General features: G+C 71.6%; 17 protein-coding genes. 5 read left to right on the plus strand and 12 right to left on the minus strand.

What is annotated here, in order from left to right; all coding sequences use genetic code 11:
- Window positions 1–22: 22 nt before the first annotated feature.
- Window positions 23–1,462 (minus strand): FG-GAP-like repeat-containing protein, encoded by a 1,440-nt coding sequence (locus OG698_RS26635; RefSeq protein ID WP_406105901.1) that lies wholly within the window; start codon window positions 1,460–1,462, stop codon window positions 23–25.
- 247 nt (window positions 1,463–1,709) lie between these two features.
- Between OG698_RS26635 and OG698_RS26640 the strand changes: the two genes are divergently transcribed.
- Window positions 1,710–5,426: a tetratricopeptide repeat protein gene (locus tag OG698_RS26640; RefSeq protein WP_406105902.1), complete on the plus strand. Its 3,717-nt coding sequence runs from the start codon at window positions 1,710–1,712 to the stop codon at window positions 5,424–5,426.
- On the opposite strand, the gene OG698_RS26645 is transcribed toward OG698_RS26640, so the two are convergent.
- On the minus strand, window positions 5,423–6,505 hold the full coding sequence (locus OG698_RS26645) for a tyrosine-protein phosphatase (protein ID WP_406105904.1): 1,083 nt from the start codon (window positions 6,503–6,505) through the stop codon (window positions 5,423–5,425). The two genes, OG698_RS26640 and OG698_RS26645, sit on opposite strands and share 4 nt — an antisense overlap.
- 261 nt (window positions 6,506–6,766) lie before the next feature.
- Between OG698_RS26645 and OG698_RS26650 the strand changes: the two genes are divergently transcribed.
- Window positions 6,767–7,906, plus strand: a complete 1,140-nt coding sequence (locus OG698_RS26650) for an ADP-ribosylglycohydrolase family protein (RefSeq protein WP_406105906.1) — start codon at window positions 6,767–6,769, stop codon at window positions 7,904–7,906.
- Window positions 7,907–7,965: 59 nt separating this feature from the next.
- On the opposite strand, the gene OG698_RS26655 is transcribed toward OG698_RS26650, so the two are convergent.
- Together OG698_RS26655 and OG698_RS26660 are read right to left on the minus strand one after the other, a co-directional pair.
- Window positions 7,966–9,552, minus strand: a complete 1,587-nt coding sequence (locus OG698_RS26655) for a sodium:solute symporter family protein (RefSeq protein WP_406105907.1) — start codon at window positions 9,550–9,552, stop codon at window positions 7,966–7,968.
- Window positions 9,553–9,760: 208 nt separating this feature from the next.
- The gene (locus tag OG698_RS26660; RefSeq protein ID WP_406105908.1) at window positions 9,761–10,543 is read right to left on the minus strand and encodes an SDR family oxidoreductase; all 783 of its coding nucleotides are present in this window, start codon (window positions 10,541–10,543) and stop codon (window positions 9,761–9,763) included.
- A gap of 81 nt (window positions 10,544–10,624) precedes the next feature.
- On the opposite strand from OG698_RS26660, the gene OG698_RS26665 reads away from it, so the two are divergent.
- Window positions 10,625–11,467 (plus strand): hypothetical protein, encoded by an 843-nt coding sequence (locus OG698_RS26665; protein WP_406105909.1) that lies wholly within the window; start codon window positions 10,625–10,627, stop codon window positions 11,465–11,467.
- A 147-nt stretch (window positions 11,468–11,614) separates the two neighbouring features.
- Here the strand turns inward: OG698_RS26665 and OG698_RS26670 are convergent, their stop codons facing one another.
- From OG698_RS26670 to OG698_RS26680, 3 genes are all read right to left on the minus strand, one after another.
- Window positions 11,615–11,824: a DUF397 domain-containing protein gene (locus OG698_RS26670; protein WP_356288190.1), complete on the minus strand. Its 210-nt coding sequence runs from the start codon at window positions 11,822–11,824 to the stop codon at window positions 11,615–11,617.
- A 245-nt stretch (window positions 11,825–12,069) separates the two neighbouring features.
- Window positions 12,070–12,939, minus strand: a complete 870-nt coding sequence (locus OG698_RS26675; RefSeq protein WP_406105911.1) for a helix-turn-helix domain-containing protein — start codon at window positions 12,937–12,939, stop codon at window positions 12,070–12,072.
- A gap of 354 nt (window positions 12,940–13,293) precedes the next feature.
- Window positions 13,294–14,025: a GPP34 family phosphoprotein gene (locus OG698_RS26680; RefSeq protein ID WP_383095615.1), complete on the minus strand. Its 732-nt coding sequence runs from the start codon at window positions 14,023–14,025 to the stop codon at window positions 13,294–13,296.
- 195 nt (window positions 14,026–14,220) lie between these two features.
- Between OG698_RS26680 and OG698_RS26685 the strand changes: the two genes are divergently transcribed.
- Complete coding sequence (locus OG698_RS26685; protein ID WP_406105912.1) at window positions 14,221–16,710, plus strand: D-alanyl-D-alanine carboxypeptidase; 2,490 nt, start codon at window positions 14,221–14,223, stop codon at window positions 16,708–16,710.
- Window positions 16,711–16,797: 87 nt separating this feature from the next.
- Here OG698_RS26685 and OG698_RS26690 read toward each other — a convergent pair whose 3' ends face one another.
- The 4 genes from OG698_RS26690 to OG698_RS26705 form a co-directional block, all read right to left on the minus strand.
- Entirely contained in the window at window positions 16,798–18,504 is a 1,707-nt protein-coding gene (locus tag OG698_RS26690; protein ID WP_406105914.1) for a hypothetical protein, read from the minus strand.
- A 127-nt stretch (window positions 18,505–18,631) separates the two neighbouring features.
- A complete protein-coding gene (locus tag OG698_RS26695; protein WP_406105916.1) occupies window positions 18,632–19,936 on the minus strand; it encodes an alpha-glucoside ABC transporter substrate-binding protein in 1,305 nt (434 codons plus the stop codon).
- Entirely contained in the window at window positions 19,933–21,159 is a 1,227-nt protein-coding gene (locus tag OG698_RS26700) for a hypothetical protein (protein ID WP_406105918.1), read from the minus strand. Before OG698_RS26700 ends, OG698_RS26695 begins: the two co-directional genes overlap by 4 nt.
- The gene (locus OG698_RS26705; RefSeq protein WP_406105920.1) at window positions 21,156–23,432 is read right to left on the minus strand and encodes a tetratricopeptide repeat protein; all 2,277 of its coding nucleotides are present in this window, start codon (window positions 23,430–23,432) and stop codon (window positions 21,156–21,158) included. The genes OG698_RS26700 and OG698_RS26705 overlap by 4 nt, the downstream gene beginning before the upstream one ends.
- 127 nt (window positions 23,433–23,559) lie before the next feature.
- Here OG698_RS26705 and OG698_RS26710 point away from each other — a divergent pair, with 127 nt between their 5' ends.
- Entirely contained in the window at window positions 23,560–24,807 is a 1,248-nt protein-coding gene (locus OG698_RS26710) for a globin domain-containing protein (RefSeq protein ID WP_406105921.1), read from the plus strand.
- A 57-nt stretch (window positions 24,808–24,864) separates the two neighbouring features.
- Here OG698_RS26710 and OG698_RS26715 read toward each other — a convergent pair whose 3' ends face one another.
- The gene (locus OG698_RS26715) at window positions 24,865–25,998 is read right to left on the minus strand and encodes a sulfite oxidase (RefSeq protein WP_406105922.1); all 1,134 of its coding nucleotides are present in this window, start codon (window positions 25,996–25,998) and stop codon (window positions 24,865–24,867) included.
- Window positions 25,999–26,023 lie beyond the last annotated feature (25 nt).

Consider the following 26,023-nt stretch of genomic DNA (forward strand, 5'->3'; position numbering starts at 1 on the left):
CCGCGTCCCCGGCTGCTGTCGTCTACCGTGCGCCGAGGTCCTGCCCCAACTGGGCGTTCTTCTCGGGGACATGGACGGCGGCGGCGCCGAACGACGTGATGCCGCTCGTGGTGAGCCCGCCGGTGGCCCCGCGCAGCACCCACGCGGCGCCGGAGTCCGTGTACGTGCCGTCCTCCAGGGGAGCGGCGGCGGTCAGGTCGGCCTTGCCGTCGCCGTTCAGGTCGGACAGGACGACCTGCTGGCCGAAGCCGTCGCCGGTCTCCGAGGCGCCGGGCACGGCGGTCGTGGACTGGTTGAAGGCCTGCGAGCCCGTGCCGGACAGGCCACCGCGGCCGCCCTTGAGCAGGACGACACTGCCGGCGTCCTTGATGTTGCCGATGGCCTCGCCGGGCACGCCGACGGCGATGTCCGCGAAGCCGTCGCCGTTCACGTCACCGGCGGAGATGTCGGTGCCGAACATGTCGCCGCTCTCGCCGACCCCGGGCACACCGGACGTCTCCTGCGTGATGGTCTTCGTGCGGGTCGTCGAGGGTCCGTCCGCGGTCCCGTACATGACGAGGACGGTGCCCTTCTCGTACGGGATGTCCTCGTAGTTGTCGCCGATGTCGTGGACGACGAGGTCGCCGTACCCGTCACCGTCGACGTCACCGACGGCACCGCGGAACGACGAGGTCAGCGACTTCGCGGTGTGCGAGACCCCGTCCTTCCCGCCCTTCCAGAACTTGCTGGCGTACGCCATCTCCTCGAAGCCGTGGCTCGTCACGATGTCGTCGGCGCCGTCCCCGGTCATGTCGCCGACGACGATGTCGGCGGGGCCGAAGGTCTGGCTGGTGACGATGGAGTCCTGGCTTGCCGGCTTGCCGCTGGCGCGGTCGAAGGGGCCGTAGGAGATGGTCATCCCGGCGTTGTCGTCGTCCGGGTCGTCGCTGCGCGGGTAGTCGTCGGTGACGAGGTCGCGGTGCCCGTCGCCGTTGAAGTCGCCGACGGCGAACATCCCGGTCGACGTGGGCAGCGCGACGCTGCCCTGCCCGCTCAGCCCGGCGGCCGAACCCCACAGCACGACGCTCGGCGAGCCGCCGAGCCCGGCGACGACCAGGTCGGTGTACGAGTCCCCGTCGAGGTCCCCGCTGGTGACGCGCTCCCCGAAGTAGCCGCCTTCCTCGGCCGCCCCGGGTATCCCGGTGGTGGAGCGGGTGAAGACCTTGGAGTTCGCGATGTCCGGCCCGTTCTTCCCGCCGTAGACCACAGAGACGGCCCCGGCGGTCTCCTTCCCGGACACGGTCGCGCCCGGCGCCCCGAGCACGAGGTCCCCGTACCCGTCGTGGTTGAAGTCCGTGGCGGGGACGCGAGGCGGAACGGGTGTGGCAGCGGCGGCGGTACCGGCGGCGGACGCGAGTCCGAGCGGCACGGCGAGCGCGGTGACGGCAAGGGCTGTGACGAGAGAGCGGCGCACTGTTCCCATCCTTCTTGGTGTCCTGTGGGGGTGTTCTTGGTTACGTGAAGAAAGACGGGCCACCCAAGGAAAACGTTGTACGCGCCCCGGAGTGCGTACGTCCCAAGCCTGTAACAGCGCATGCCGAGGCCCTCGTTCGGGACGTGCGGCACACTGAAGGGCAGGGATCTGGCGGTGACGGGGAGGGGTGTGCGCCGTGGGCGCTTCAGGGCCGTCGATGCAGGAGTTGATACGTCGACGCAGGCGCGCGGGGTTCGTGGGCCGACGAGACGAACTCACCGCGTTCCGGGGCAACTTCGAGATACCGGTGGACGACGAGCGGCATCGGTTCCTGTTCCATGTCCACGGCAACGCCGGGGTCGGCAAGACCTTCCTGGTGCGGGAACTCGAGCAGGTGGCGCGCGAGCGCGGCGCGCTGACGGCGTACGTCGACGAGGCGGTGGGCAGCGTTCCGGAGGCTCTGGCGGCGCTCGGCTCACAGTTCGCCGCGCAGGGTCACCGCCTCAAGGACCTCGACCGGCGGCTTGCCGCACACCAGGAGCGCCGTCACGAGGCCGAGTCGGCGTCCGCTGCGGCCCTGGTTCCGGAGCAGTCCGAGCCCGCCTCGCCCTCGGCGGGCAGCATGGCAGTGGCACGGGCGGGCCTGGTGGGTCTCGGACTCGTGCCGGGCGTCGGAGCATTCGCCGGGGCCGTGGACCCCGCCCCGCTCGCACGTGGAGCCGACCGGCTGAAGGCGGGCCTCAGCGCTCGGCTGGGCAGCCAGGAGGACGCGCAACTCGTCCTGGCGCCGGAGAAGTCCCTGACCCCGGTCCTGCTCACCGAGCTGGCACACATCGCCGCTTCCGTGCCGTGGGTCGTGCTGTTCTTCGACACGTACGAGCGGACCGGGCCGTTCCTGGACGGGTGGCTGCGGGACGTGATGACGACAGAGCGGTACGGGACGCTTCCCGCGAACGTCGTGGTGACCACCGCCGGCCAGCGTGACTTCGATGCGTCGCGATGGGGCGGCTACGCCGATTACGTGGGGAACATCCCGCTCGAACCCTTCACGGAGGCCGAGTCGCGCGGCCTGCTCGCGGACAAGGGAGTGGTCGCCGAGCCGGTCGTCGAAGAGGTGCTGCGGCTGACAGGCGGCCTCCCCGTCCTGGTCTCCACCCTCGCCGAGAGCCGGCCCGCCGACCCTGACGACGTCGGCGACCCGAGCCCCACGGCCGTCGAGCGGTTCCTGAAGTGGGAACAGGACGAGGTGCGGCGCGCCGTCGCCCTCGCCTGTGCTCTTCCACGCCGCCTCGACGCGGACGTCTTCCGGGCCGCCGTGGGGTGCCCGGACGACGATGCCGCGACGCTGTACGGATGGCTGCGCGGACTCGCGTTCGTCAGCGACCGGGGCGACCGGGTCCAGTACCACGGGGTGGTGCGCTCGCAGATGCTGCGGCTGCAGCGCCATCAGTCGCCGCGGGACTGGGCGGATCGGCAGACGCGGCTCGCGGAGACGTTCGGCGCATGGCGGGCGGAGGCGGAGGCGGGACTGTCCGGGTCCGACGCGTGGTCGGCGAGGAGCTGGCGCGAGCTGCGCCTCGCCCAGTCGTACCACCTGCTGTGCGCGGGCCCCCGCGCCGCGCTGCCCGGCGTCCTGCGGGAGGCCGTCGACGCGATCGACGAGGGGGAGTCCGTCGGACGGGCCTGGGCGCAGATGATCGCGGAGGCGGGGGACGACGCGGGCGCGGACACCGTGGCCGAGTGGGGGCGTGACCTGCTCAGTGCCCTGGAAGCGGGAGGGACCGTCGCGGCCCTGGGGCTGCTCCTCGACCGGGCGGCGCAGGACCCCCGGACAAGGGCGCTCATCCGGACGGTACGTGGCCGGGACCTGCGCCACGAGAGGCAGTTCGAGCGCGCGGTGGCCGAGTACGACCGCGCCATCGAGCTGGACGCCGAGCAGGCGAGGGCGTACTACGGTCGCGGCTACACCCGACTCATGCAGGGCCGCAGCGAGGACGGCCTCGTCGATCTGGACCGGGCGGTGGAACTCGAACCGGGTGACGTCGACTTCCTGATCGGACGGGCGGAGGCGCACTGGCTCCTGGACCACCTCCAAGAGGCACTGGCGGACGCCGACCGCGCCCTGGAACTCGGCTCGGGGGAGCACGAGGCCCTGGTGATCAAAGGGCTTTCCCTGTGCGACCTGGAGCGCAACGACGAGGCCCTCGACGCCCTCAACCGGGCCATCGCCATGGAGCCGACCGACTCGCGGGCGCTGACGTACCGGGCCAAGGTGTGGCGGGACCGGGGCGACGACACGCGGCACTGGGAGGACCTGGACCGTGCGCTGAGCGCGGGACCGGACGACACCTGGGTGGCCCTCCAGCGCGGCGAACACCTGCGCCTCGCCGGCCGCTACGCGGAAGCTCTCGCGGAGTTCGACCGGGCCCTGGGCATCGACGACGCGTATGCCGCCGCCTACGCGAGCCGGGGCGTGACCCATCACGCGACGGACCACGACGAACTGGCCCTGCGCGACCTGGACCGGGCGATCGAACTCAGCCCGGACTACGGGTGGGCGCTGGTGCAGCGGGCCAGGGTGAGGAACGCGCGCGACGAGACGGCGCGGGCCCTGGCGGATCTCGACCGCGCGGTGGAGACCCAGCCGGACAACGCCTGGTTCCGCAGGGAAAGGGCGGAGACCCTTCGCCAGGAGGGCCGGTACGAGGAGGCCCTGGCCGACTTCGACGTGGCTCTCGGCCTGGACGGTACGGACGAGGTCACGCATGCCCGCCGGGGAGTGACCCTCAGGAGCCTCGACCGCACCGCGGAGGCGCTTACGGCTCTCGACCGGGCCCTCGAACTCGACGCCGACTACGTATGGGCACTCGTCCACCGGGCGAAGACGTCGCATCGCCTGGACGCACCGGACCGGGCGATGGCAGACCTGGACCGCGCGAAGGAACTGGGGCCGTATCTGGCCTGGGTGGCCGTCGAGCGCGGCGAGGTCCTGCGCATGACCCGGCGGTACGTGGAGGCTCTCGCCGAATTCGACCGGGCGATCGGACTGGACGCGGAGTACGCGCAGGCCCACGCGTGCCGAGGCATGACCCTCTACCCGCTCGACCGTGACGACGAGGCGCTGGCCGCGCTGAGCAGATCCCTGGAGCTGGACCCGGACTACGCCTGGGCGTGGGCGCAGCGAGCCGAGGTGAACCGGTATCTGCGTGACTTCCCCCAGGCCCTCTCGGACGCCGATCGGGCGGTCGAGCTCGACCCGTCGTCCGCCTCGTATCTCGAGATTCGCATCAACGTGTCGCTTGCCGTGGGCCGCCTGGACCAGTCCTGGGCGGATCTCGCCCGGCACTCGGAGCTGGGCGGAGACCGGGGGCAGAACCATCTCGCTCGCGCCGTGATCCATCTGTACCAGGGGCACGCGGAGCAGACTCTGGGGGAGCTGGGGCAGCGGGGACCGGTCGGCGACGGGACGGACGGCCCCGCACTTCAGGTTGAGGTCTACGCGCTGCGCCTGCTCGGGAACCTGCCCGCGGCACGGCGAGTGGCGACGCGGCTGCGCACACAGGACGTCGTGGCCGGGAGCATAGAACTCGCCCTCACCGCCGGCGTCGGTGACGTGCACGCGGCGGAGGCGTTGTGGCGGGACGCCGAGCAGCTTGCGGCGGTCCCGGAACTCGCCACCCATGTGAAGGATCAGAGCCTTCTGTTGCTGCGTTCCGCGGCTCTCGCCGACTGGCCTGCCCTGGACAGGCGTCTCGCCGAGCTGTTGGCCTCCGGCGCGGCCTGGGACGACCTCACCGAGATCGCCCTCGCCCTGACGGAGCTCCTCAACAGTCCAGGCGCGGACCGCACCCGCCTCGCCCCCCGTCTGGCACGGGTCGTGGCGGCAAGGGACGCCGTTCAGGAACGCTATGCCGAGGAGGGCGGCCTCCGTGAGTTCGGCCTCCTCGGCGGACGCGGCCAGGAAACCCGCTAACCGACCAGCAGGTCCTCGCGCAGGTCGCGTACGTCGCGGTGGCTGAGGCCGAGGGACTTGTCCAGGTAGTGGTCGAACGTGCCGTAGCGGCTCGTCACTTCCTGGAAGCCCGAGTTCAGGTACTCGGGGCGGACGTCCAGCAGCGGCTTGTACACGGCGGCCTGCGCGGGCGGCATCGCGGCGAGCATGGCCGCGTTCTCCTTCGCGCGGTACGTGTTGCTGGCCAGGTAGTCGGCCGTCACCGTCTCGCGCGGCACGCCGAGCGCGGTCAGGAGCGTGGCGTTGGCCCAGCCCGTGCGGTCCTTGCCGGCCGTGCAGTGGAACAGCGTGTTCGCGCCGTCGGCGTCCGCGATGCCCTGGAGGACCGTGGTGTAGGCCTTCTGCGCGGTGGGGGCGGAGACCATGGTCTTCTCCGCGTCCACCATCAGCTGGGCGGCGGCCTCCGGCGACGCGGGCAGGCCGGACAGGCCCCCGAGGTCGCCGAGCACGTCCGCGACGACGTAGCGGGAGCCGGCGGGGACGCGGTCGGGCGCGGAGGTGCGCTCCTGCTGCGTACGCAGGTCGTAGTCCACGGAGATGCCCAGGCGCTTCAGCTTCGCCAGGTCCCGGTCGCTGAGCTTGTCCAGGGACGCGGTGCGGTAGATCTCGCCCATCCGCACCCAGTGCCCGTCGGTGGTGCGGTAGCCGCCCGCGTCACGGAAGTTGACACCGCCGTCGAGGCGTATCTCGCGGTCCGCGAGGTGCAGGCCCTGGCCACGGTCGGGCACCAGGTCGAACCACTGGCGGTCGGCGGCGGGCAGGCCGCGCACGGTGACCTTGCCGGTCGAGCCGCCGGAGGCGACGGTGCGGCCGCCCGCGCGGACCGCCACGTGCCGGACGCCGGGCGCCTTCCACTCGACGGTGAAGGAGGAGCCGTCCTCGGACGCCATCACGGTCGCCGCCGTGAACGGGATGCGGTGGTGCGCGGTGTGCCCGTCGTGGGAGGCGGGGTGCGCGGCGGCGACGGGGGCGGAGAGGCCCACGAGGAGGGCGGCGACCAGGGCGTACGAGGAGGCCCTGACACGAGTCATCTGCGTCATGGTGCGGATGTTCCGGGCGCCCGGCGATGTACACGCCAACACACGGTGAACACCGCACGTCGGACGGCGGTCGAGCGGCGCCGCGCCGCAGGTCCCCGGGCCGCGCCCCAGGGCTTCGTCCGGTTTGCGGAAGAAAAGCGGGTGAATTGGCCTCAAGGGCGACTTCGCCTGCGCCACTTCGGCTCTCAACCGCGTACGCCCCGTCGATTACAGTGCTGCGCAGCCGTCGCACGCGTAACGAGACCCGGAGGGGAGCTCCCCGTGGCAGCCCCACTGACCCCCAAGCAGGGGGGACCCTCATCGGCCGTATGGGGCCGCGCCGAGCAGCAGGATTTCCGCAGCCGGGTCCGCGGCACGCTCATCGGGGCCGCGCTCGGCGACGCCCTCGGGGCGCCGCTGGCCGGGCTCTCCCTGGAGGAGGTCCGGGCCGCGCACGGTCCGCAGGGACTGACCGACCTCGCTCCCGCTCACGGGCGCCGCGGCGCCGTCACCGCCGCCACCCAGCAGGCGCTCTTCACCGTGGACGGCCTGATAAGGGCGCAGGTGCGGCGCGACACGGGCGCCTGGCATCCGCCGACCGACGTGCACCGCGCCTACCTCCGCTGGGCCGCGACCCAGCGCGACTGGGGCCCGGACGAGCGCCGCAAGGAGGACGGCTGGCTGGCCCGCGAGGAGTGGCTGTACTCGCGCCGCGGCCCCTCCCGCGACTGCCTCCTCGGACTCGGCAACGACGTCATGGGGACCCTGGAGAAGCCGAAGAACGTGGCCGCCGCCGGATCCGCGCCGGCCGCCCGCTCGGCCCCGTTCGGGCTGCTCGTCGGCTGGGAGCCGCAGCTCGTCTTCCAGCTCGCCGCCGAGTGTGCGGTCCAGACGCACGGCGCGCCCGCCGCCTACCTCTCCGCGGGCGCGTACGCGGTCCTGGTGCACGGTCTCGCGCGCGGCGAGAGCCTGGACGGCGCCGTGCAGCGCGCGCTCGTCCTGCTGGCCGCGCGCCCGGGGCACCAGCCGGTCACGGACGCGCTCAAGCACGCGCTCGGCGCGGTCCGCCAGGGCATGCCGTCGGCCGCCCGCGTCGACGAACTCGTGGGAGACGGGCTCGCGGAGGGCGTGCTCGCCGTGGCGGTGTACTGCGCCCTGGTGGGCGAGGACATACGGCACGGACTGTGTCTCGCGGTGAACCACGGCGGCCCGTCCGAGGCGACGGGCGCGCTGTGCGGGGGCCTGCTCGGCGCCCTGCACGGCGAGACCGCGCTGCCGCCGGGCTGGGTGACCGAGCTGGAGGGCCGCCCCACGGTCCTGGAGCTCGCCGACGACTTCGCGATGGAGATGACGCAGGGGCCCGCCCTGCACAGCCCCGCGGCGTCCTCGCCCGGGTGGCTGGCCCGCTACCCGAGGGCGTGAACGCCGAAGCGCCGGACCGGCTGTGATCAGCCCGCCCGGCGCCCGGTGAGGAACGAGTCCTACGAGAGCCGGCCCGGCGGCTGCGTGCCGACCGCCCCGTCCTGCGGCTCCGCCGGCGCGGGAACCGCCGCCGCCCCGGTGGACCCGTCGTCGTCCGTGTTGATGCGCTCGATGAGCGCGTCCCGCTCCGGGGTGTCCTCCGGCTTGAGGTAGCCGATGAGGATGTAGAGCACGAGCGAGACGGCCAGCGGGATCGACACCTGGTACTCGAGCGGCACACCGCCCTCGACGTTCCAGCTGATCGGGTAGTTGACCAGCCAGAAGGCGAGCAGACCCGCGGCCCAGCTGGTGAGCGCCGCCGTGGGACCGGACTTGCGGAAGGTGCGCAGCAGACCCAGCATCATGGGGATCGCGATCGGGCCCATCAGACCGGCGACCCACTTGATGACGACGGTGATGATGTCCTTGAACGTGGGCGAGTTGACCTGTGTGGCGACCGCCATGGACAGACCGAGGAAGACCACCGTGGTGAGGCGGGCGGCGAGCAGCCCCTTGTTCCCGACCCACTGCTCCTTCGCCTTCTTCGAGACCGCGGGCGCCACGTCACGGGTGAAGACGGCGGCGATGGCGTTCGCGTCGGAGGAGCACATGGCCATCGTGTGCGAGAAGAAGCCGACGATGACCAGACCCAACAGGCCGTGCGGCAGCAGCTGTTCGGTCATCAGGCCGTACGAGTCCGAACCGTCCGGCTTCTGCGCGTGCACCAGGAGCGGCGACACCCACATGGGGAAGAAGAGGACAACGGGCCAGACCAGCCACAGGATTGCCGAGAGGCGGGCCGAGCGCGTGGCCTCGCGGGCGGAGCCGGTGGCCATGTAGCGCTGGGCCTGGTTGAGCATGCCGCCGTTGTACTCGAAGAGCTTGATGAAGAGGAACGCGAGCAGGAACACCGTGCCGTACGGGCCGACGAGCGGCTTGCCGTGGCCCGCGAGCTCGGGCTCGTCCCAGACGCCGAAGATGCCGCCGAACGGGCCGAGCTTGGAGACGACGGCGACGAACATGGCGACACCGGCGATGAGCTGGATGATGAACTGCCCCAGCTCGGTGAGCGCGTCGGCCCACAGTCCGCCGATGGTGCAGTAGATCGCCGTGATGACGCCGGTGATCAGGATGCCCTGGTTGATGGAGATGCCGGTGAAGACGGACAACAGGGTGGCGATGGCGGCCCACTTGGCGGCCACGTCCACGATCTTCAGGAGCATGCCGGACCAGGCGAGCGCCTGCTGGGTGCCCAGGTTGTAGCGGTTCTTGAGGTATTCGAGCGGGGAGGCCACGTGCAGCCGTGAGCGCAGCCGGTTGATGCGCGGTGCGAACAGCTTCGAGCCGATGGCGATGCCGAGCGCGATCGGGAACGACCACGTGACGAACGACGTGACGCCGTACGTGTACGCGATGCCTGCGTAGCCGGTGAACATCACCGCGCTGTAGCCGGACATGTGGTGCGAGATGCCGGACAGCCACCAGGGCATCTTGCCGCCGGCCGTGAAGAAGTCGGAGACGTCGTCCACACGCTTGTGGGACCAGACGCCGATCGCGACCATGATGCCGAAGTAGCCGATGAGCACGGCCCAGTCGAGACTGTTCATTGAGCCCCCTCCAGGGGTCTGGTCCTACTTGTGAACGCCGTTCATGGTGTGGGGAGTCGAAGGGCCAGGACAACGCACCGGATGGTCAAGGGACAGTAAAATCGTTCTACTTATTGACCTGTGTTCATGTCCATGAACTGAGATGGGGGCAAAAAGGACCGCACGGCGGTGGGTGCCGTGCGGTCGGGTCCTGGCCGGTGGTGCGGAACTACCGCATCAGCTCACCCGCGTTGACCAGAAGCGACTGGCCGGTGATGGCCCGCGCCCGGTCGGAGGCGAGGAACACGGCGGCGTCCGCCACGTCCCCGTCCGTGGCCAGTTCGGGTAGCGCCATCCGCTCGGTGAGCCGCCCCAGGACCTCGTCCTGCGATACGCCCTCGGTGTGCGCGGTGAACTGGACGTACGCCTCGACCGGCGGCCCCCACATCCAGCCGGGCAGCACGGTGTTGACCCGGATGCGGTGCGGGCCGAGCTCGCGGGCCATGGAGTACATGGCCGAGGTCAGTGCGCCCTTCGAGGCCGCGTACGCGGCCTGCCATACCTGGGAGGGCGCGGCGACGGCCGACTGCGTGCCGATGACGACGACGGAGCCGCCCCGCTGCTTGAGTGCGGGCAGGCAGGCCCGGGTCATGCGCAGCGTGCCGAGCAGGTTCACGTCGATGACCTGCTGCCACGTCGCGAAGTCCGCGTCCTCGAGACCGCCGAAGTAGCTGTCCCAGGCGGCGACGTGGACCACGGCGTCGACTGAGCCGAACCGCTCGCGCGCGAGCCCCGCCAGCGCCTCGCACTGGCTCTCGTCGGTGATGTCCGTCGCCGCGTACGCGGTGTGCGTACCGCCCGGGTCGATCTCCGCGGCCGACTTGGCGAGGTTCGCCTCCGTGCGCGCGCCGAGCACGGCGTTGCCGCCGTCGCGCACCACGGCCGCGGCGACCTGGTGGCCGAGCCCGGCCCCGACCCCCGACACGACCACTGTCTTTCCGTTCAGGAGCATCCGGTCGCCTCCCGGCTATGGCAGTTCTTCTGACGGGGCGTCAGAGTAGGCCCGTCCGGTGGAGGAAGGAAGGGGAGCGTCGTGAGCGAGGACACGAGGAGCGAGGTGTACGCGGAGCTGGCATCGGTCGGCCCGTACGGGGTGCGCCCCGGGCACGCCCTGATCACCATGGTCGAGCCGCACCCGGGCCATGAGTACGCGTACAACCGCTGGTACGAGGACGACCACTACTACGCCGGCGCGATGGCCATGCCCTGGATGTACTCGGGGCGCCGCTGGGTGGCCACGCGCGAACTCCAGGTGCTGCGCTACCCGGAGAAGTCGGCGGTCGCGCAGCCGGTCACCGCGGGCTGCTACATCTCCACGTACTGGATCACCGACGGCCGCTACGACGACCACATGAAGTGGACCGTCGGCATCAACAAGCGGCTCAACCGGGACGGGCGCGTCTATCAGGACCGCACGCACGTCTTCACCGCGTTCCAGGACCACGCGGCGACCGTGTACCGCGACGGGGCGGCCGGACCGCGCGACTACCACGCACTCGACCACCCTTACCGGGGTCTGGTCGTGGAGGTCATCGACGCCGAAGGGCCCCAGCAGCGCGACGAGTTGCTGGAGTGGCTGCGCTCGCGCCACCTGCCGAAGCGGATCGCGGGCTCACCGGCGGCGATGGTCACGGTCTTCCGCCCGACGCCGCTGCCGGGCGACCGGATGTCGTACGTGAAGCAGGTCGAGGGCGTCGACACCCGTCTGACGCTCCTGTGGTTCCTGGAGGCGGACCCGGCGGACTGCTGGGAGGGCCACTTCACGGGCCTGGACGCGGCTGTTCACGAGTCGGGTCTCGGCCGCGTCGAGCTCGTGGCGCCGTTCATCCCGACGATCCCCGGCACCGACACGTACGTGGACCGGCTGCGCGGGTGACCCGCTGAAAAAAGCCGAGCCCCCTCGGCCAGGACGGCGGGCCAGTCGAGAGGGCTCTTTCAGTACCGCAGTGGTGCTCTGTTGGTGCCGAAACGGTGCTGTGGTGCCGAGTTGGTGCTGTGCTGCGATGGGGTGCTCTCCGATGCCTCAGGCGGCGTCGAAGGCGCCCCGGCCGACCTCGGTCACGAAGGAGTTCCATGAATCGGGGGCGAAGCCGATCGAGGGCCCCTCGGGGGCCTTCGAGTCCCGCACCGCGATCGCGTGCAGGAGGGGGGACTTGACCTCGACGCACGCGCCGTTCCCGGTCGAATAGGAGGACTTGGTCCAGGAATTCGTGCCGCCCTGCTGAATTGCCATTTTTTGCTCCGGTTTAGCCAGTGGTCGAATCGCTGTCACCGCTCCTGTGAAGCGGATTGCGCCAACGTGGTGCTTGATGGCGTGATCGACGCTACTCGCCAACATCGGTGCGCGAAGAGGCCATTCACTCGACCGGATGGCATATTCCAGTGGGGTCTTCCGCCCCGCCGCGGCGAAGGTGTACCGTGCGGCACTTTTCTCGCGGGGGGCGGATTCTGTCCCTCTGGACCACCTTTGGATCTCCCCTAGACCGGTTCCTGGAGCGCGTATTCCTGGGCGATCTTCGCGATGAACTGTCGGGATTGTTCCACATTCAGCGCTTGTGCCCGCAGGTGCTCGTACATCACGCTGTACTTCTGCACATCGTTGGCCTTTTCCAGATAGAGATCACTGGTGACGCCCTCGATGTAGACGACGCTCGAATCCGCGGCGTCCGGGAACTCCAGAATCGCGTACTGGCCGTTCAGGCCCGGATGCGCGCCCATGTCGAACGGAATGACCTGCACGGTCACATGCGGCAGCTGAGACTGCTCGACCAGGTGCTCCAGCTGCTCGCGCATGACGGTCCGGCTGCCGACGACGCGGCGCAGCGCCGACTCGTCGAGCACGGTCCACAGGCGCAGCGGGTTGTCCGGGGCCGCGATGCGCTCCTGGCGGCGGACGCGGACCTGGACGCGCTTGTCGATGTCGGTCGGCGTGGTCTCCGGGAGGGCGCCCGTGATCAGCGTCTCCGCGTACGCCCGGGTCTGCAGCAGGCCCGGCACGACCTGCGGATCGTAGACGCGCAGGCTCGCCGCGTCCGTCTCCAGACCGATGTAGACGCTGTACGGGATGTCGCCGAAGGAGTGCCACCAGCCCTGCTGGCGGGAGTCCTTGGCCATTTGCATCAGCGAGTCGACGATGCGATGGTCCTCGACCTCGTAGACCCCGCACAGGTCGCGGACGTCGCGCTGGCTGATGCTGCGCCGCCCGTTCTCGAGCCTGCTGATCTTCGACTGTGAGACCAGGAGCCGCTCGGCCACCTCTTCGGCGGTCATGCCTTTGAGCTCGCGGAGCCGGCGCAGCTCCTGGCCCAACCGGCGTCGCCTGACGGTGGGATTGACATTGGACGCCACGGGACGTGCACCTCCGGCTGCGTGCCTTGTGATTCTTTGCGTATCTTGCGAATCTGCTGCTCAGCAGATTGCCACCCTGGGCTTCATACCGCTGGGAAACGGCGGATATGCGCAGCGGACACGACAGTTGGGCACGTGGCCGGACATGCGGCCGTGGCGGGACGGGTGGCAGTGGCCGGACATGCGGCCGCGCGGGGTGCCGGTCCGTGTCGTCGTCCCGACGTCCGGATCCGGCACCCCGCGCGGCTCAGCGGCTCCCGGACCGGTCTCTGGGGACTGCGGTGCGGCGCTGTTGCGGTGCGGGCTGTTCAGTTGGTGCGGTGCTGATACTCGCGGTCCTGCCGGTGTTCTTGCTCAGTGCGCCACGGCACGGGCCATCGACCCGTGATGCGGCTGCATCGGAACCCTGCCGGGCTCCGGCGCTCCCCTGCCCGGCGGGGCCGGGCTGCGGCGTGGCTGAGCGGCCACACCGTTCTGGACGTCCATCACGGCGTGCGCCACGAGGCCGCCCATGGGGTCGTGCCTGATCAGGTCCCGCAGCCGGGAGCGGGACGATCGTCCCTCGTTCCCCGGATACAGGTGCTTGCCGAGTCCGACCGCGTGGGCCAGTGCGGCGAGCGCCGCGGTCCGTGGGTCCGGCGGTACGCCGGTACGGATCGCGCTGTCCAGCCGGGACTTGATCTCCCGGCTGATGGCCGTGTCCGTCGCCTGGTAGCGAGTCGTCGGCAGCACTCCGCACATCTGGCCGGCCACGGCATGGACCATGCCGCACCTTTCCAGATGCGAGAGATACGTCTGGCGCAGCCCCAGTCGGGGCCCGCCGATCCAGTGCACCGCGCGTACCGGGGTGCCGCGCCTTCGCAGCAACTCCAGTGCGCAGTCCAAAGTCGGATCTCCGGTCGGCCGTGGTGCCACCACGGCGATACGATCCCCGTCTGGGGCTATCCGTCCGGCCAGCGCCAGCTCTACTAGCTGTGCTCCGGCCAGACCTAGGTCGAGCGACTGCGGCTGCGCTGTGGTACCCGTGGCCGGGTCCAGAGCGAGCAGCAGAAGCTCCTCCGGAATTGTTCTGCGGCTCCTGCCCATCCATGCCTCCCCGCGTGGATGAATGACAGGGTGACCCCTCTCACATTGGTCTGTCGAGGGTGCGTGGGTGCTTTGTACGGGAACCAGTAGCTATGTCGTTCTCGTCTACCACGTGGGTGAAGCCCCCACACAGGACACTGGTACATGGTTCGGACAGCAGCGGCGTAGCGCGTGGCGCGTAGCGAGGAGGCATCGGTGGCGGGGACCCCCGACAGGTCGAAGCAGCAGGAGTCGTCGGGAGGACCGACCCCGGAGGAACGGGACCCGAGGCTCGCGATGGCGAGGCAGTCGCCGGAGCGGGTCGATCAGGCGACGGCGGTGTTCTCCGTACGGGACGTTCCGGCGGCGGGGACGGGTTCCGGTTCGGCGGAGGATTCTGCGCCGGATCCGGACTCGGACTCCGACTTGGGCTCGGACGCCTCCGGCGCGGAGGGCTCGGGCGCATCGGATTCCGGGGCGGACCCGGAGCCCGAGGCGGGTTCCGGGGACGGTACGGAGCCGGGTTCCGGCGACGAGCCGGGCGACGCACGCCTGCGTGCCGCTGTGGCGGCCTGGGTGGCGGGTCCGCGGGACGGTTCCGCCGATGAGCCCGAGGCGGCCGGTGCGGGTGCCCCTGACGCGGCGGAGGGCGACCGGGACGCGGACGCCCCCGAGGCGGACGAGGCGGACGCGCCGGAGGCGGCCGACGACGCCGCTGAGGCCGACGGTGCCGAATCGGGTGACGACGAGGCGGACGCCGCTGAGGACTCGGCCGACGCCGACGCCACGGGCGCGCCCGAGGCGTCCGACGACGGCGCGGACGCCGAGTCGGCCGACGCTCCCGAGGCGACCGCCGACGACGCCGAGCCGGCCGATGCCCCTGAGGCACCGGAAGCCGGGGCGTCCGACGCCGACGCGGAGCCGGCCGACGAGGCCGAGCCGGCCGATGAGGCGAAGGCTGGCGCTGAGCCGTCCGACGTCGCCGAGCCGGCCGATGAAGCGAAGCCGTCCGACGAGGCGGAGGCTGACGCCAAGCTGTCCGAAGAGGCCAAGGCACCCGCCGACGCCGAGCCGGCCGACAAGGCCAAGCCGGCCGACAAGGCGAAGCCGGCCGGCGACGCCAAGCGCACCGACGCGGAAGCCGAGCCCCCAGCCGTCGACCAGGCCACCGCCGTCTTCAAGGCCGTCAAGCCGCCCGTCGATCAGCCGACCCAGATGCTCAAGTCGCTCGGGTCCAAGCCCGCCGGTGCCGGCAAGGCCGAGTCCGATGCCGAGCGCACCAGCAAATTCGTACCGCTCAAGGGGTTCGACTACGGGGTCCCGGCCAAGCCCAAGGCACAGCCCAAGGCGGAGCCCACCGCGCCGCCGGCGAAGCCCTACGTCGGACCCGAGCGCACCACCCAGCAGCCGCTCCCGCCGCTGCCCCCGCTCGACCTCCTGGCCGAGCTCACGAACACGCCGCCGCCCGCGGAGACCCGGGTCCGCACGGCCGTGCGCAGGGTCAAGATCTGGACGCCGATCGTCCTGCTGCTCGCCGTCCTGTTTGCGGTCGTACAGACCGTAAGGCCGCTGCCCGCGCCCACGCTGGCGCTGACCGCCAAGTCGACGTTCGCGTTCGACGGGGACAAGGTGTCGCTGCCGTGGCCCGCCGAGGGCCAGGGCTCGATGGACGTCAGCGGCATCGGCTCGATGGATCAGTTCGGCGAGCAGAAGCCCGTACCGATCGGGTCCGTGGCCAAGGCCATGACGGCGTACGTCGTGCTCAAGGACCACCCGCTGCAGGCGGGCAAGGACGGACCGTCCATCGACGTGGATGCGAAGGCGGAGACGGAGGGCGGCTACGACTCCGAGGGCGAGTCGACGCTGAACACCGTCAAGGAGGGCGACAAGCTCAGCCAGAAGGACGCCCTGTCGGCCATCATGATTCCGTCCGCGAACAACATCGCGCGGCTCCTGGCCCGTTGGGACGCCGGTTCCGAGGAGGCGTTCGTCAAGAAGATGAACGCCGCCGCGAAGGACCTCGGCATGACCGGCACGACGTACACGGACCCGTCCGGGCTGAAGGAGACGACCGTCTCCACCGCTCGGGACCAGGTCAAGCTCGGCAACGAGCTGGTGAAGATCCAGGCCCTGATGGACATCACCAAGCTGCCGACGTGGAAGGACCCGTCGGGCAAGACGTGGCAGAACTACAACCGCCTCGTCCCGTACAACAACGCGGTCGGCGTGAAGACCGGTTCGACGACCAAGGCCGGCGGCAACCTGCTCTTCGCCGCCACGAAGGACGCCGGCGGCGAGACCGTGACGGTCGTCGGCGCGATCCTCGGCCAGCACCGGGCGCCGATCATCGACACCGTCAACGCGGTCAGCAAGACGGCGATGCTCGCGGCGCAGGACGCGGTGAAGGCGTCGACGATCCTGAAGAAGGGCGACGTCGTCGGGTACGTGGACGACGGGCTCGGCGGGCAGACCCCGGTCGTGGTGACGAAGAACGTCTCGGCGGTCGGCTGGGCGGGCCTGACCGTGAAGCTGGAGCTGGCGGACGGTGCCAAGGGTGCCGTCGTCCCGCACAGCGCGAAGGCCGGTACGAAGGTCGGCGAGCTGAAGGTCGGCGACGGTTCCGGTGGCGCGGTCACCGTCCCGGTCGCCCTCCAGAAGGACCTGACCGAACCCGGCTTCGGCGCGAAGCTCACCCGCGTCGGCTGACGTCCCGGCAGGTCTCACGCAGAAGCGCCCCCACGGCACACAGCCGTGGGGGCGCTTCTCATTGCCGGCCCCCTCAAAGGGACCCGCTCACTTCTCCTTCGGCGGCACGCACTTGGGTGCCGTCTTGCCGGACGGCCCCCCGTACCGGGAGCTGATCCGGACGTCGCCCGGCTCCTTCACCGTCAGGCGCGTGAACTCGCCCTCCTCGCGCAGGCACCCGTCGTCCGCCCACAGCCACGGCGAGTACGCGATCCGCACGATGATCGAGCCGGCCTTCGGCATCCGTACGACGAGGTTGGCGCCGTCGGAGCGGACCACCGAGCCGGGGGAGTCCACCAGCGGAACCGCGTTCTTCACGCGGTAGATGTGCCAGTTGGCGTCCTGCCACACCGATTCGAGGTAGTCCGGCTTGCTGGACACCAGCTTGTGCTCCAGCTCCGCGGGGCCGTCCGGCTCGCCGTTGTAGACGACGACGAAGCCGACCGCCCACTCGGAGAGCCAGGCGTGGTACGACGCGGAGGAGAAGGCGCCCTCGGGTACGTCGGTGCCGCCGTGTCCCTCGTAGAAGAGCCGTCCGCGTTCGACGTCGGCCTGCCGGTTCCAGCCGCGCGCCATGTTGATGTAGGGCGCGAGGACGGCCGCCTCGCGGTGGTCGCGGGCGGGGACGACCTCGACGCGGGTGCGTTCGGCGCCGAGTTTCTTCAGCGTGGAGACGACGCCGTCCGTCTTGACGGCCCACTCGGGGACCTCGGTGTTGGCGACGACGTCGGCGATGGTCTTGCCGGACAGCCAGCCCAGGGAGAGGACGATCGCGACGACGCACATGACGCGCTGGCGGTGGAGCGGGAAGTACCGGCCGCGCCGGCCGTCGTAGCGGGGCCCGCGGTCGCGGTTCATCACGGCGGCGAGGATCAGCGCGGGCGCCACGATCTCCGTGAGCCGCTCCACGTTCGTGCCGATCGGAGTGGCGATCAGATAGGTGAGCACCACGCCGAGCGCGTACACGGCGGTGCCGAGGCGCACCACGCGCCAGGCGCGCGGCGCGCACACCAGGACGACCGCGCACAGGATGACGGGCGGGAAGATCCGCTCGAACGGCATGGGCTGTTCCCCCTTGAACGGGAACAGCCAGGTCGTCACGCCCACGATCAGGACCGGCGGCAGGATCAGCGACAGGGCCTTGCCCCACTGCCGGTTCAGGAGCCACGCGGCGCCGGCCACGACGAGGAAGAGCCCGGCGACGGGGCTCGCCATCGTGGACAGCGCGGCGCACACCGTCGCGATGACGATGCGCCGGCCGTTCATGTGCGCGAGGACGGCGGCGAGCCCGAAGGCCACGCCCAGCATGAACGTCGAGCGCCCCGACACGACCTGGCACCACAGCGAGAACCCCACCACGAGGGCCGGCCACAGTGGTCTTCGGATGCCGGTGCGCTCGACGATCGACGCGGCCAGCCAGGTCGACGAGACGCCGGACAGGAGCGTGACGGGGACGACGCCGAACAACGCCATCAGATAGGGCGAGATGAGGCTGTAGTTGGCGATGTGGAGGCCGCCGTACCAGAACAGGTTGTACGCGGAGCCGGGGTACATCCTGGCGAACTCGGCCCAGGCCACCTGTGCCGCGAGGTCGCCGCCGCCGGTGGCCAGGAACGCCAGCCACAGGACGTGCAGCGGCAGTATGCAGGCGGTGACGAGCAGGGCCGTCCGGTGGCGGCCGTGCCACGGCTCGGGGATGTCCGGGGACCGGCGCGCGCGTGCCGCAGGGGGTGGAGACAGTTCGGCAGAGGCCACTGCGGCGTTCCGTTCCGGTCGGACGGGCAATTGTGTTCGGATAGACGCTAGCCGTGGCCCGAGAGTTGGTTGACGCGCCCCTGATATTCACGGCAAATCTACGCAGGGCCGTCGGCCCGCGACGCGGCTACGCGCAGATGTCGTCCGGCGCGTGCGCCTGCCCCGAAGGGCCCGACAGCGGTCCGGCGATCCGGCTGCGGACGGTCTCCAGCTGCTTGAGGAGCGTGTCGAGCGTCGTCGTACGCGGGTCCTGGAAGTACGTCAGGACGGCCCGGTAGAACGCGTCGCGCAGCACGGGCGGCATCACGTCCGACGCGTCGAAGCACAGGGTGTCCGCGTCGAGGGTCAGATGCGAGGCGACGGTCTCGCCGGTCGGGTCGTCCGGCTGGGGGTCGCTCGCGTCGGGGAAGAAGGGCCGCAGGTGCGGCTGCGTGGCCCGCGACCAGGTCTTGCGGCCGTCCTCGCTGGTCAGGAGCGTGACGAGGTCCTGCGCCGCCTGGTTGTCGGTGAGTACGGCGGCCATGTCGCCCGACACCTCGTACGCGTCGTCGTACGCGGGCTGCCCGTGCAGGAACGGGGCGGCCGGCTCCACGCGCAGGGTGTGGTCGCCCATGGCGCCCGGGTAGAGGGAGCGGATGAAGGAGCCCTGGTGTTCGTGGGTGCAGCCCGGGAGTGAACCGCCGAGGAGTCCGCGCTTGATGGCCTTCGGGTCCTTCGGGTCGGGTGTGCCCTCGAACGACATGGTGAGGGAGTCCTCGACGGACTCCTTCGACCGTGGGCCGAGGATCTCGGACCAGGTCGTGAAGGCCCGGCGCACGGCCGCGTCCTTGTCCCAGTGGAGGCGGCCGGTGGCCCACCGCGTGTAGGTGTCGGGGCCGGCCTGGTGGAGGAGGATGTCCTCGATCCAGTCGGTGCCGGGCCAGCCGGAGGTTGCGTCCGCGGCCATGCCCACGCACCAGTTGGGCGCCTTGGCCCCGGTGCTGCGCTTGCTCCACACGATGCTCTTGAGGTTGACGCGCAGCGGCACCCAGTAGGTGCGGCGCCTGCCGTCGAGCGTGAGGGTGGGGAACCAGGGCGGGTAGCCGCGTTCGGCGGCCTCCGGGGACAGCGGCTTGAGTTTGCGGTCGGCCGCGTACTCGGTGAGCTCGCCGATGCTGTTGAGGATCGCGACGTCGGGCGGGGCGCCGGCCTCCAACTGCGCTACGAGGGTCTCGCGCAGGGAGCGGGTGCCCTTGTAGACGTAGTGGTCACCGCTGCGGTGCGACAGGCGGGCGAGGGCGGCCTCGAACGCCGCGCCCTCGTCGCCCGTCCACGGCCCGAGCACGACGACGGTCCGGTGCGCGTCGCCGCCCGCGCAGCCGCCGGTGAGCGCGGTGAGGGCGAGCAGGCAGGCGGCGAGCGCCAGCCGCAGCACCCTGTTCCGGCGCCTCATACGGCGGTCCCCGGGCGCCTCACGAGCAGATACTCGCGCCGGTAGGCGTGGAGGGTGGCGCCGATGACGCCGGCGACGAGGAGGCCGGCGGGCGCCGCCCAGGGGGCCACTGCGTCGAGGGCGGCGAGCCGGCGGTTGTCCAGGACGTCGTCCATCGAGTCGGCGAGCGTGACGATGACGCGGTGGTGGTGCGGGTCGAGCGGGTCGGTGCGGTGCTCCTCGAAGGCGACCTCCGTGGACGGCGAGGTCACCGCGTACAGGCGGCGGGCGATCGGCACGGTGTCCTCCTGGGCGGCGTACGCGTACAGCCCGCTGAGGGCGATCACGGGCACGGCGAGCAGCGGCAGCGCGGCGGCGAGCAGGGGCGGGCTGGCCAGGATGCGGAAGCGGATCCGCAGGAAGCGCAGGGTGCGCCACAGGCCGGCGGTCAGCAGCACGAACGCGACGGCCGACACGGCGGCGGCGGTGACGGCGGCGGGGCCGAGCGTGGCGCGCTCCTCCAGGCGGTGGCGCAGGGCGCGTTCGAGATCCGAGATGCGGTCGACGACGGTCGTCGCCTCGCTGCCGGTGACGGGTGCGCAGCGGGGGTAGGGGGCGTAGCGGCCGGTGGCGGGTTCGTAGGGATCGAGGCGATCGGGCGAGCAGAGCATGCTCTGGGCGTAGGAGAGTCCGGCCCTGTACAGGGACCCGTCGGAGACGTTCGTCTGGGCCCAGGCGATCCAGCGCTCGTAGCCGTCGACGAGGCCGGAGACGACGTCGAGCTCCTGGCGCTCGGCCGCGGTCAGGGCGCCGCTGCGCGAGACCTGGCTGAGGTCCTGGGCGGCGCCGGTGATCCGGGAGCCGTAGCGGGGGCTGAGCCCGCTGAGTTCGACGGCGTCCCCGGCGCCGAGGCTCACCTCGGCCTCCCGCTGGGCGATCCGCAGCGAGATCCGCGCGTCGGCCAGGTCTCTGAGCGCGGGCGCGATGTGCGTGCGGATCGCGGCGGAGTCGTCGCGCAGGGACGTGGCGGTGAAGCCGAGTCCGGAGAAGGCGATGGCGGCGAGGAGGGGAAGGGCGACGAGTCGGTCGTGGAGGTAGGCGCGGTTACGGGGCGGGGCCGCCGCGGGCTTCGTGGCCCTTGCCGGCGGGGCCCACACGTACCGCCACAGCACGCGTACGCCCTTGAGTGCGGCGCTCGCGAGGCGCCTGGCCCACTCACCCGCCCGCCTCGGCGTGGGGGTCACCGGTCCGCCGCCGGTCGCCGCCCGGTGAGCCGCGGGCGGGTCGGCCAGGTCCTGTCGCGGCGGTGCGACAGTGCGAGCGGTCTGACCAAGTAGGCGCGGTCCAGGAGGCGTTCGGCGACGACCTCGCCGTGCGGGCTGTCGGAGCGGGCGGCCTGCCGGGCGAGCGCCCGGTAGAACTGCGAGAGCTGACGCCTCAACTTGTCTTCCGTGGGTGGGAATTCGAGCCGCCCGCCCGAGTCCCGGGCGTCTTTGTCACGCCGGCCCGCCGCTTCCGAGAGCCGCGCGAGCGCCTCCTTCCCCACCTTCCCGTCCGCCACGAGGCGCTGCGCGGCCTCCCACACCTCGGCCTTCATCCGTACGCGGGCCTGCTCGTCGGTGAGCCCGTGCTCGTTGAAGAGCCGGGCGAGCCGGGTGAGCGCGGTGCGCAGGCCGTCGGCCGTCGTCGCGTACTCGACGGCGATGCGCACGGTCGCGGTCCGCGCCCCCGTGCGGTGCCGCGAGTGCTGCGGCACCGCGTCGAGCGCCTCGATGGCGTACGTGTCGGGAGTGGCGCCCCCGAGCGCGAGGCGGGCCCGCGCCGCGCCGAACGCCGCGCTGCCGAGCGAGGGGTTGCGCAGCCGTACGGCCTCGTAGAAGGTCAGCGCCTCGTGCCAGTGGCCGAGCCGCTCGGCGCAGTGGCCGAGGGCGAGCTTGGGCGCGTACTCGCCGGGGATCGCGCCGTAGACCTGGTCGAAGTAGTCGCGTGCGGACGCCGCGTCGTCGTCGGCGAGGTCGAGGAGGCCGCGGTGCCAGTCGATGCGCCAGTCGTGCCTCGACAGTTCGTGCCCGATGCCGTCGACGGCGCCGCGCAGCTCCTCGGCGGCGGCCTCCAGGTCCGGCCGTTCGCCCTCCGCGCGTTCGGCGCGTACGGCGACGCGCAGCCGGAGCCTGCACCGCAGGAGCCGTACCTCGGGGGAATCCCGCCAGTCCCCGGTGTGCTGGAGGAGCGCGGCGGGGTCGGCGTCGGCCAGCCGGCTGAGGCCGTCGTGGTGGGCGTCGTGCGGGTCGGGGCGCGGCACGGGCAGCCGGCCCGCGACATCGGCGGCGGACGGCGGCTCGTGCAGCGGGGCGGGCGGGGTGCCTCTGGCGGGGGTGGCCCAGCGTGGCAGGACCGGCGCGACGCCGAGCGCTCCGTCCAGGGCGTACGGCGACTGCATGAACAGCGGCGACGGCTCGAACGTCTCCTGCCCGGTCCGCAGCGATCTCAACTCACGGAACACACCACGCAGTTGATCTGCCATCTCGTCCGCGTCCGCGTACCGGTCGGCGGGTTCGGGGCGGGTGGCGCGGCGCAGGGCGCGGGCCAGCGAGACGAGGCCGAGGCCCTCCGGCGCCGGGGTGGTGGTCAGCGCTGCGGCCTGCGCCGTCACCGGGTCGCCGTCGTGCATCCGGTCCAGGGCGCCGAGTTCGGCCAGCGAGTGGGGTCCGATGCCGAGTCCGCTCAGCGTGCGCAGTGTCTCGCCCAGGCTGAACAGGTCGTCGCGCGGCGTCGACGCGCCGGCCAGGGCGGGCGGGGCGAGGGGCACGTTCGGCGCACGGAAGCCCTCCGTGGTCAGGCCGGACGCGCCCTCCTCGCGGATGGACCCCACGTCGATGACCTTGGTGGTGGCGCCGTCGTGCATCACGTTCTGCGGCTTCAGGTCGCCGTACACCTTGCGGGGTGCGGGCCGCGCGTGCAGATGGTCGAGCGCGGACAGGACGCGCAGCCCGTACGCGAGCACGAACTCGTGGAAGCGGGCGCCGCCGAACCGGTCCGGGTCGTGCCGGGCCAGCGCCCGGATCTCGTCGAGGTTGAGCCCGTCGACGTACGGCAGGACGAGGAACGGGCCGACGCGGGCGTGGCGGCCGTAGTTGAAGACGGGGATGATCCCGTCGTGGTGGAGGTCGGCGAACGCCTGCCGTTCGTCCTCCAACGAGCCGAGCCGCGAGGCGAGTTGTTCCGGCCGCAGGGTCTTCACGGCGACCTCGCGGTCGTCGACCTTCTTGTCGAGCGCGAGATATACGTCGCCCATGCCGCCGCGCCCGAGACGCCGTACGACCTGGTACTGGCGGGCCAGTAACTCACCCTGTTCCAGGGCTGATTCACCGGGACCCTCGGCCCGGCCCCGGTCGTCGCGCGGTCTGACCTCGGGCAGTGCCGTCGGATCGGGCCCCTCGTCGGGCAGCGTGACCCAGGCGTCCCGCGGCCCGTCGGGAGGCGGCATCACGAACAGCGGACCGGAGGACGCCGTCATCGGCCGCCCCTGAATTCTCCGGTTGCTCCCGCGTCCCCCTGCATGCTGCCTCAGGATAGGGGCGCGGCGTCCGGATGGCGCCCGTGTGTATGCCTCCGACCTGATCGTGGAATGGAGGCCCCGGCCAGTGACGACGAGAACCGGCGCGAGACCGTACGCCGCCCTCAACCCTGCCCTGATCCGCTCCAGCCTCGCCGTCGCGGAACGCCGCGCGGACGCGCTGACCAAGTACTTCTACGCCCATCTGTTCAAACACAACCCCGGTGTGCGGGCCATGTTCCCGGAGTGCATGGAGGAGCAGCGCGACCGCCTCTTCGCCGCCCTGACCATGGCGATCCTGAACCTCGAGGACACCGACGCCCTCGTCGACCACCTGCGCACGCTCGGCTTCGACCACCGCAAGTTCGGCACCCGCACCGAGCACTACCCGGCCGTCGGGCGCAGCCTGATAGCGACCCTGAAGTTCTTCTCGGGCAGCGCCTGGACGCCCAAGACGGAGGCGGCCTGGCGCGCGGCCTACGAACTCATCTCCAAAATCATGATCGCCGGAGCGCAGTCCGTGCCGGAGTCGGAACCCGCCTGGTGGGACGCGGAGGTGCTCCGCCACGAGCGCCGCGCCGAGGACATCGCCGTCCTCACGGTCAGCCCCGACCGGCCGTATCCCTTCGTTCCGGGCCAGTACGCGACGCTGACGGCCCCCGAGGCACCGCAGGTCTGGCGCCCGTACTCCATCGCGAACGCCCCGCGCGCCGACGGCACCCTCGACTTCCACATACGCCGCGTCGAGGGCGGCCTCCTGAGCAGCGCCCTGGTCGACGAGGCCGCCCCGGGAGGCTCCGTCCGCCTCGGCCCGCCCCTGGGCACGACGACGCTCCCCAAGGCCCCGCAGGGGGAGCTGCTCTTCGTCGCCGGGGGGACGGGCTGGGCGCAGATCAAGGCGCTGATCGAGGAGTTCGCCGTCTGCCGCGGCTCGGCGACCGCCACGTTACTCATCGGCGCCCGCACGGAAGACGACGTGTACGACCTCGGTGTCCTGGAACTCCTCGGCGGCGCGCACCCGTGGCTGCGGCTGGTCGGCGCGCTGCCTCGGCGCGACCGGCTCGACGCGGACGCGACGCTCCTACGGGAGTTGACGCGATACGCCACCGCCCAGAGCCTGCGGCACGCGCCCGCCGAATGGCCGCACGTCTACGTCAGCGGCCCCTCGGCCATGGTCGACACGGTGGAGACCCAACTGGCCATGCTGCACCGCGTACCGCCCGACCGGGTCCACCACGACCCGCTGGTCCGCCACGACACGGGGGAGCGCCCGGAGACGGCGGCGGAGTGGTTCCTGATGAAGCGTGAGGTTCCCTGGATCAGGCCTCGTCCGTGACGACCTCGTACGTGACGGGACCGGCGGTGACGGAGTCCGCCGTGACCGGACCGGCGGTCAGAGGCAGTGGACGGGGATGCGCTGGACGAGGTTGTTGGCGAAGCCGCCGCGGTTCCACGGCTGCGTGAGCGGCTGGGTGCGGCCGGTGGAGTCGGTGGCGCGGGCGCCGAGGACATGGGTGCCGGGCACGGCGGTCCACGGGGCCTGCCAGCGCAGCCAGGCCGCCGCCTGCCTGTCCGACGGGTCCCCGTCCAGCGCGGCCTCGCTCCACGTGGCGCCGTCGTCCGTGGTCACGTCGACCCTGGTCACGGGGCCGTGCCCGGACCAGGCGCGGCCTTCGAGGAGTACGGGCCCGGGGCGGACGACGCGGGCCCGCGACATGAAGTCGGGGAACCCGGGCGGGATCATCAGGGCACGCGGCAGGATCTTGGTGACGGGCTCGCCGGGATCGTCGGCGTCCCACCGGAAGCGGTACGCGACCGCCTGCTGGAACCCGTCGAACGGGGCGTCGACCAGCGTGATCCCGCGCAGCCACTTCACATGCGCCATGCCGTACCAGCCGGGGACGACGAGCCGCAGCGGGTAGCCGTGCTGCGGCGGCAGGGGCGCGCCGTTCATGTCGTACGCGACGAGTACGTCACCGGAGGCCACCGCGACGGGCAGGCTCCGCCGGTAGTCCTGCTCGACACCGCGCTCGACACCGTGGTCGGCGCCGGTGAAGACGGCCTCGACGGCGCCTGTGTCCACCCCGGCCTCGTCGAGGAGGACGCGCAGCGGCACGCCGGTCCAGTCAGCCGTGCCGACCGCCTCGACCAGCCAGGGCTGGCTTATCGGCCGGGGCGTGAGCAGGGCGCGGCCGTTGCCCGCGCACTCCAGCGTGACGCGGCGCGTGACGGCGGGCAGGGACCGCAGGGCCGCCAGGTCGAGGGTCAGCGGCGTCCTGACCAGGCCGTCGACCGTGAGCTGCCAGTCGTCGGCGTTTGCGGCCGGGATGTCGTAATGGACGAGGACGTAGTGCAGGCCGGGCGGGGTGACGTCGTAGCGGAGGGCTTCCAGGGGGAGGCCGTGATTACGCGCGGCGAGCGCGAGTTCATCGGGGGTGATGCCTTCGCCCAGGCCGGCGAGCCGGCCGGGACGGCTGACGCCGCCGAGATCGTCCGGCCCGTCCATGACGTGGTCCGATCCGTCCATGACTCAGTCCGATCCATCCATGTCT

Origin of the sequence: Streptomyces sp. NBC_01003 (assembly GCF_045162695.1) — a bacterium.
In the GTDB taxonomy this organism is placed as follows: domain Bacteria; phylum Actinomycetota; class Actinomycetes; order Streptomycetales; family Streptomycetaceae; genus Streptomyces.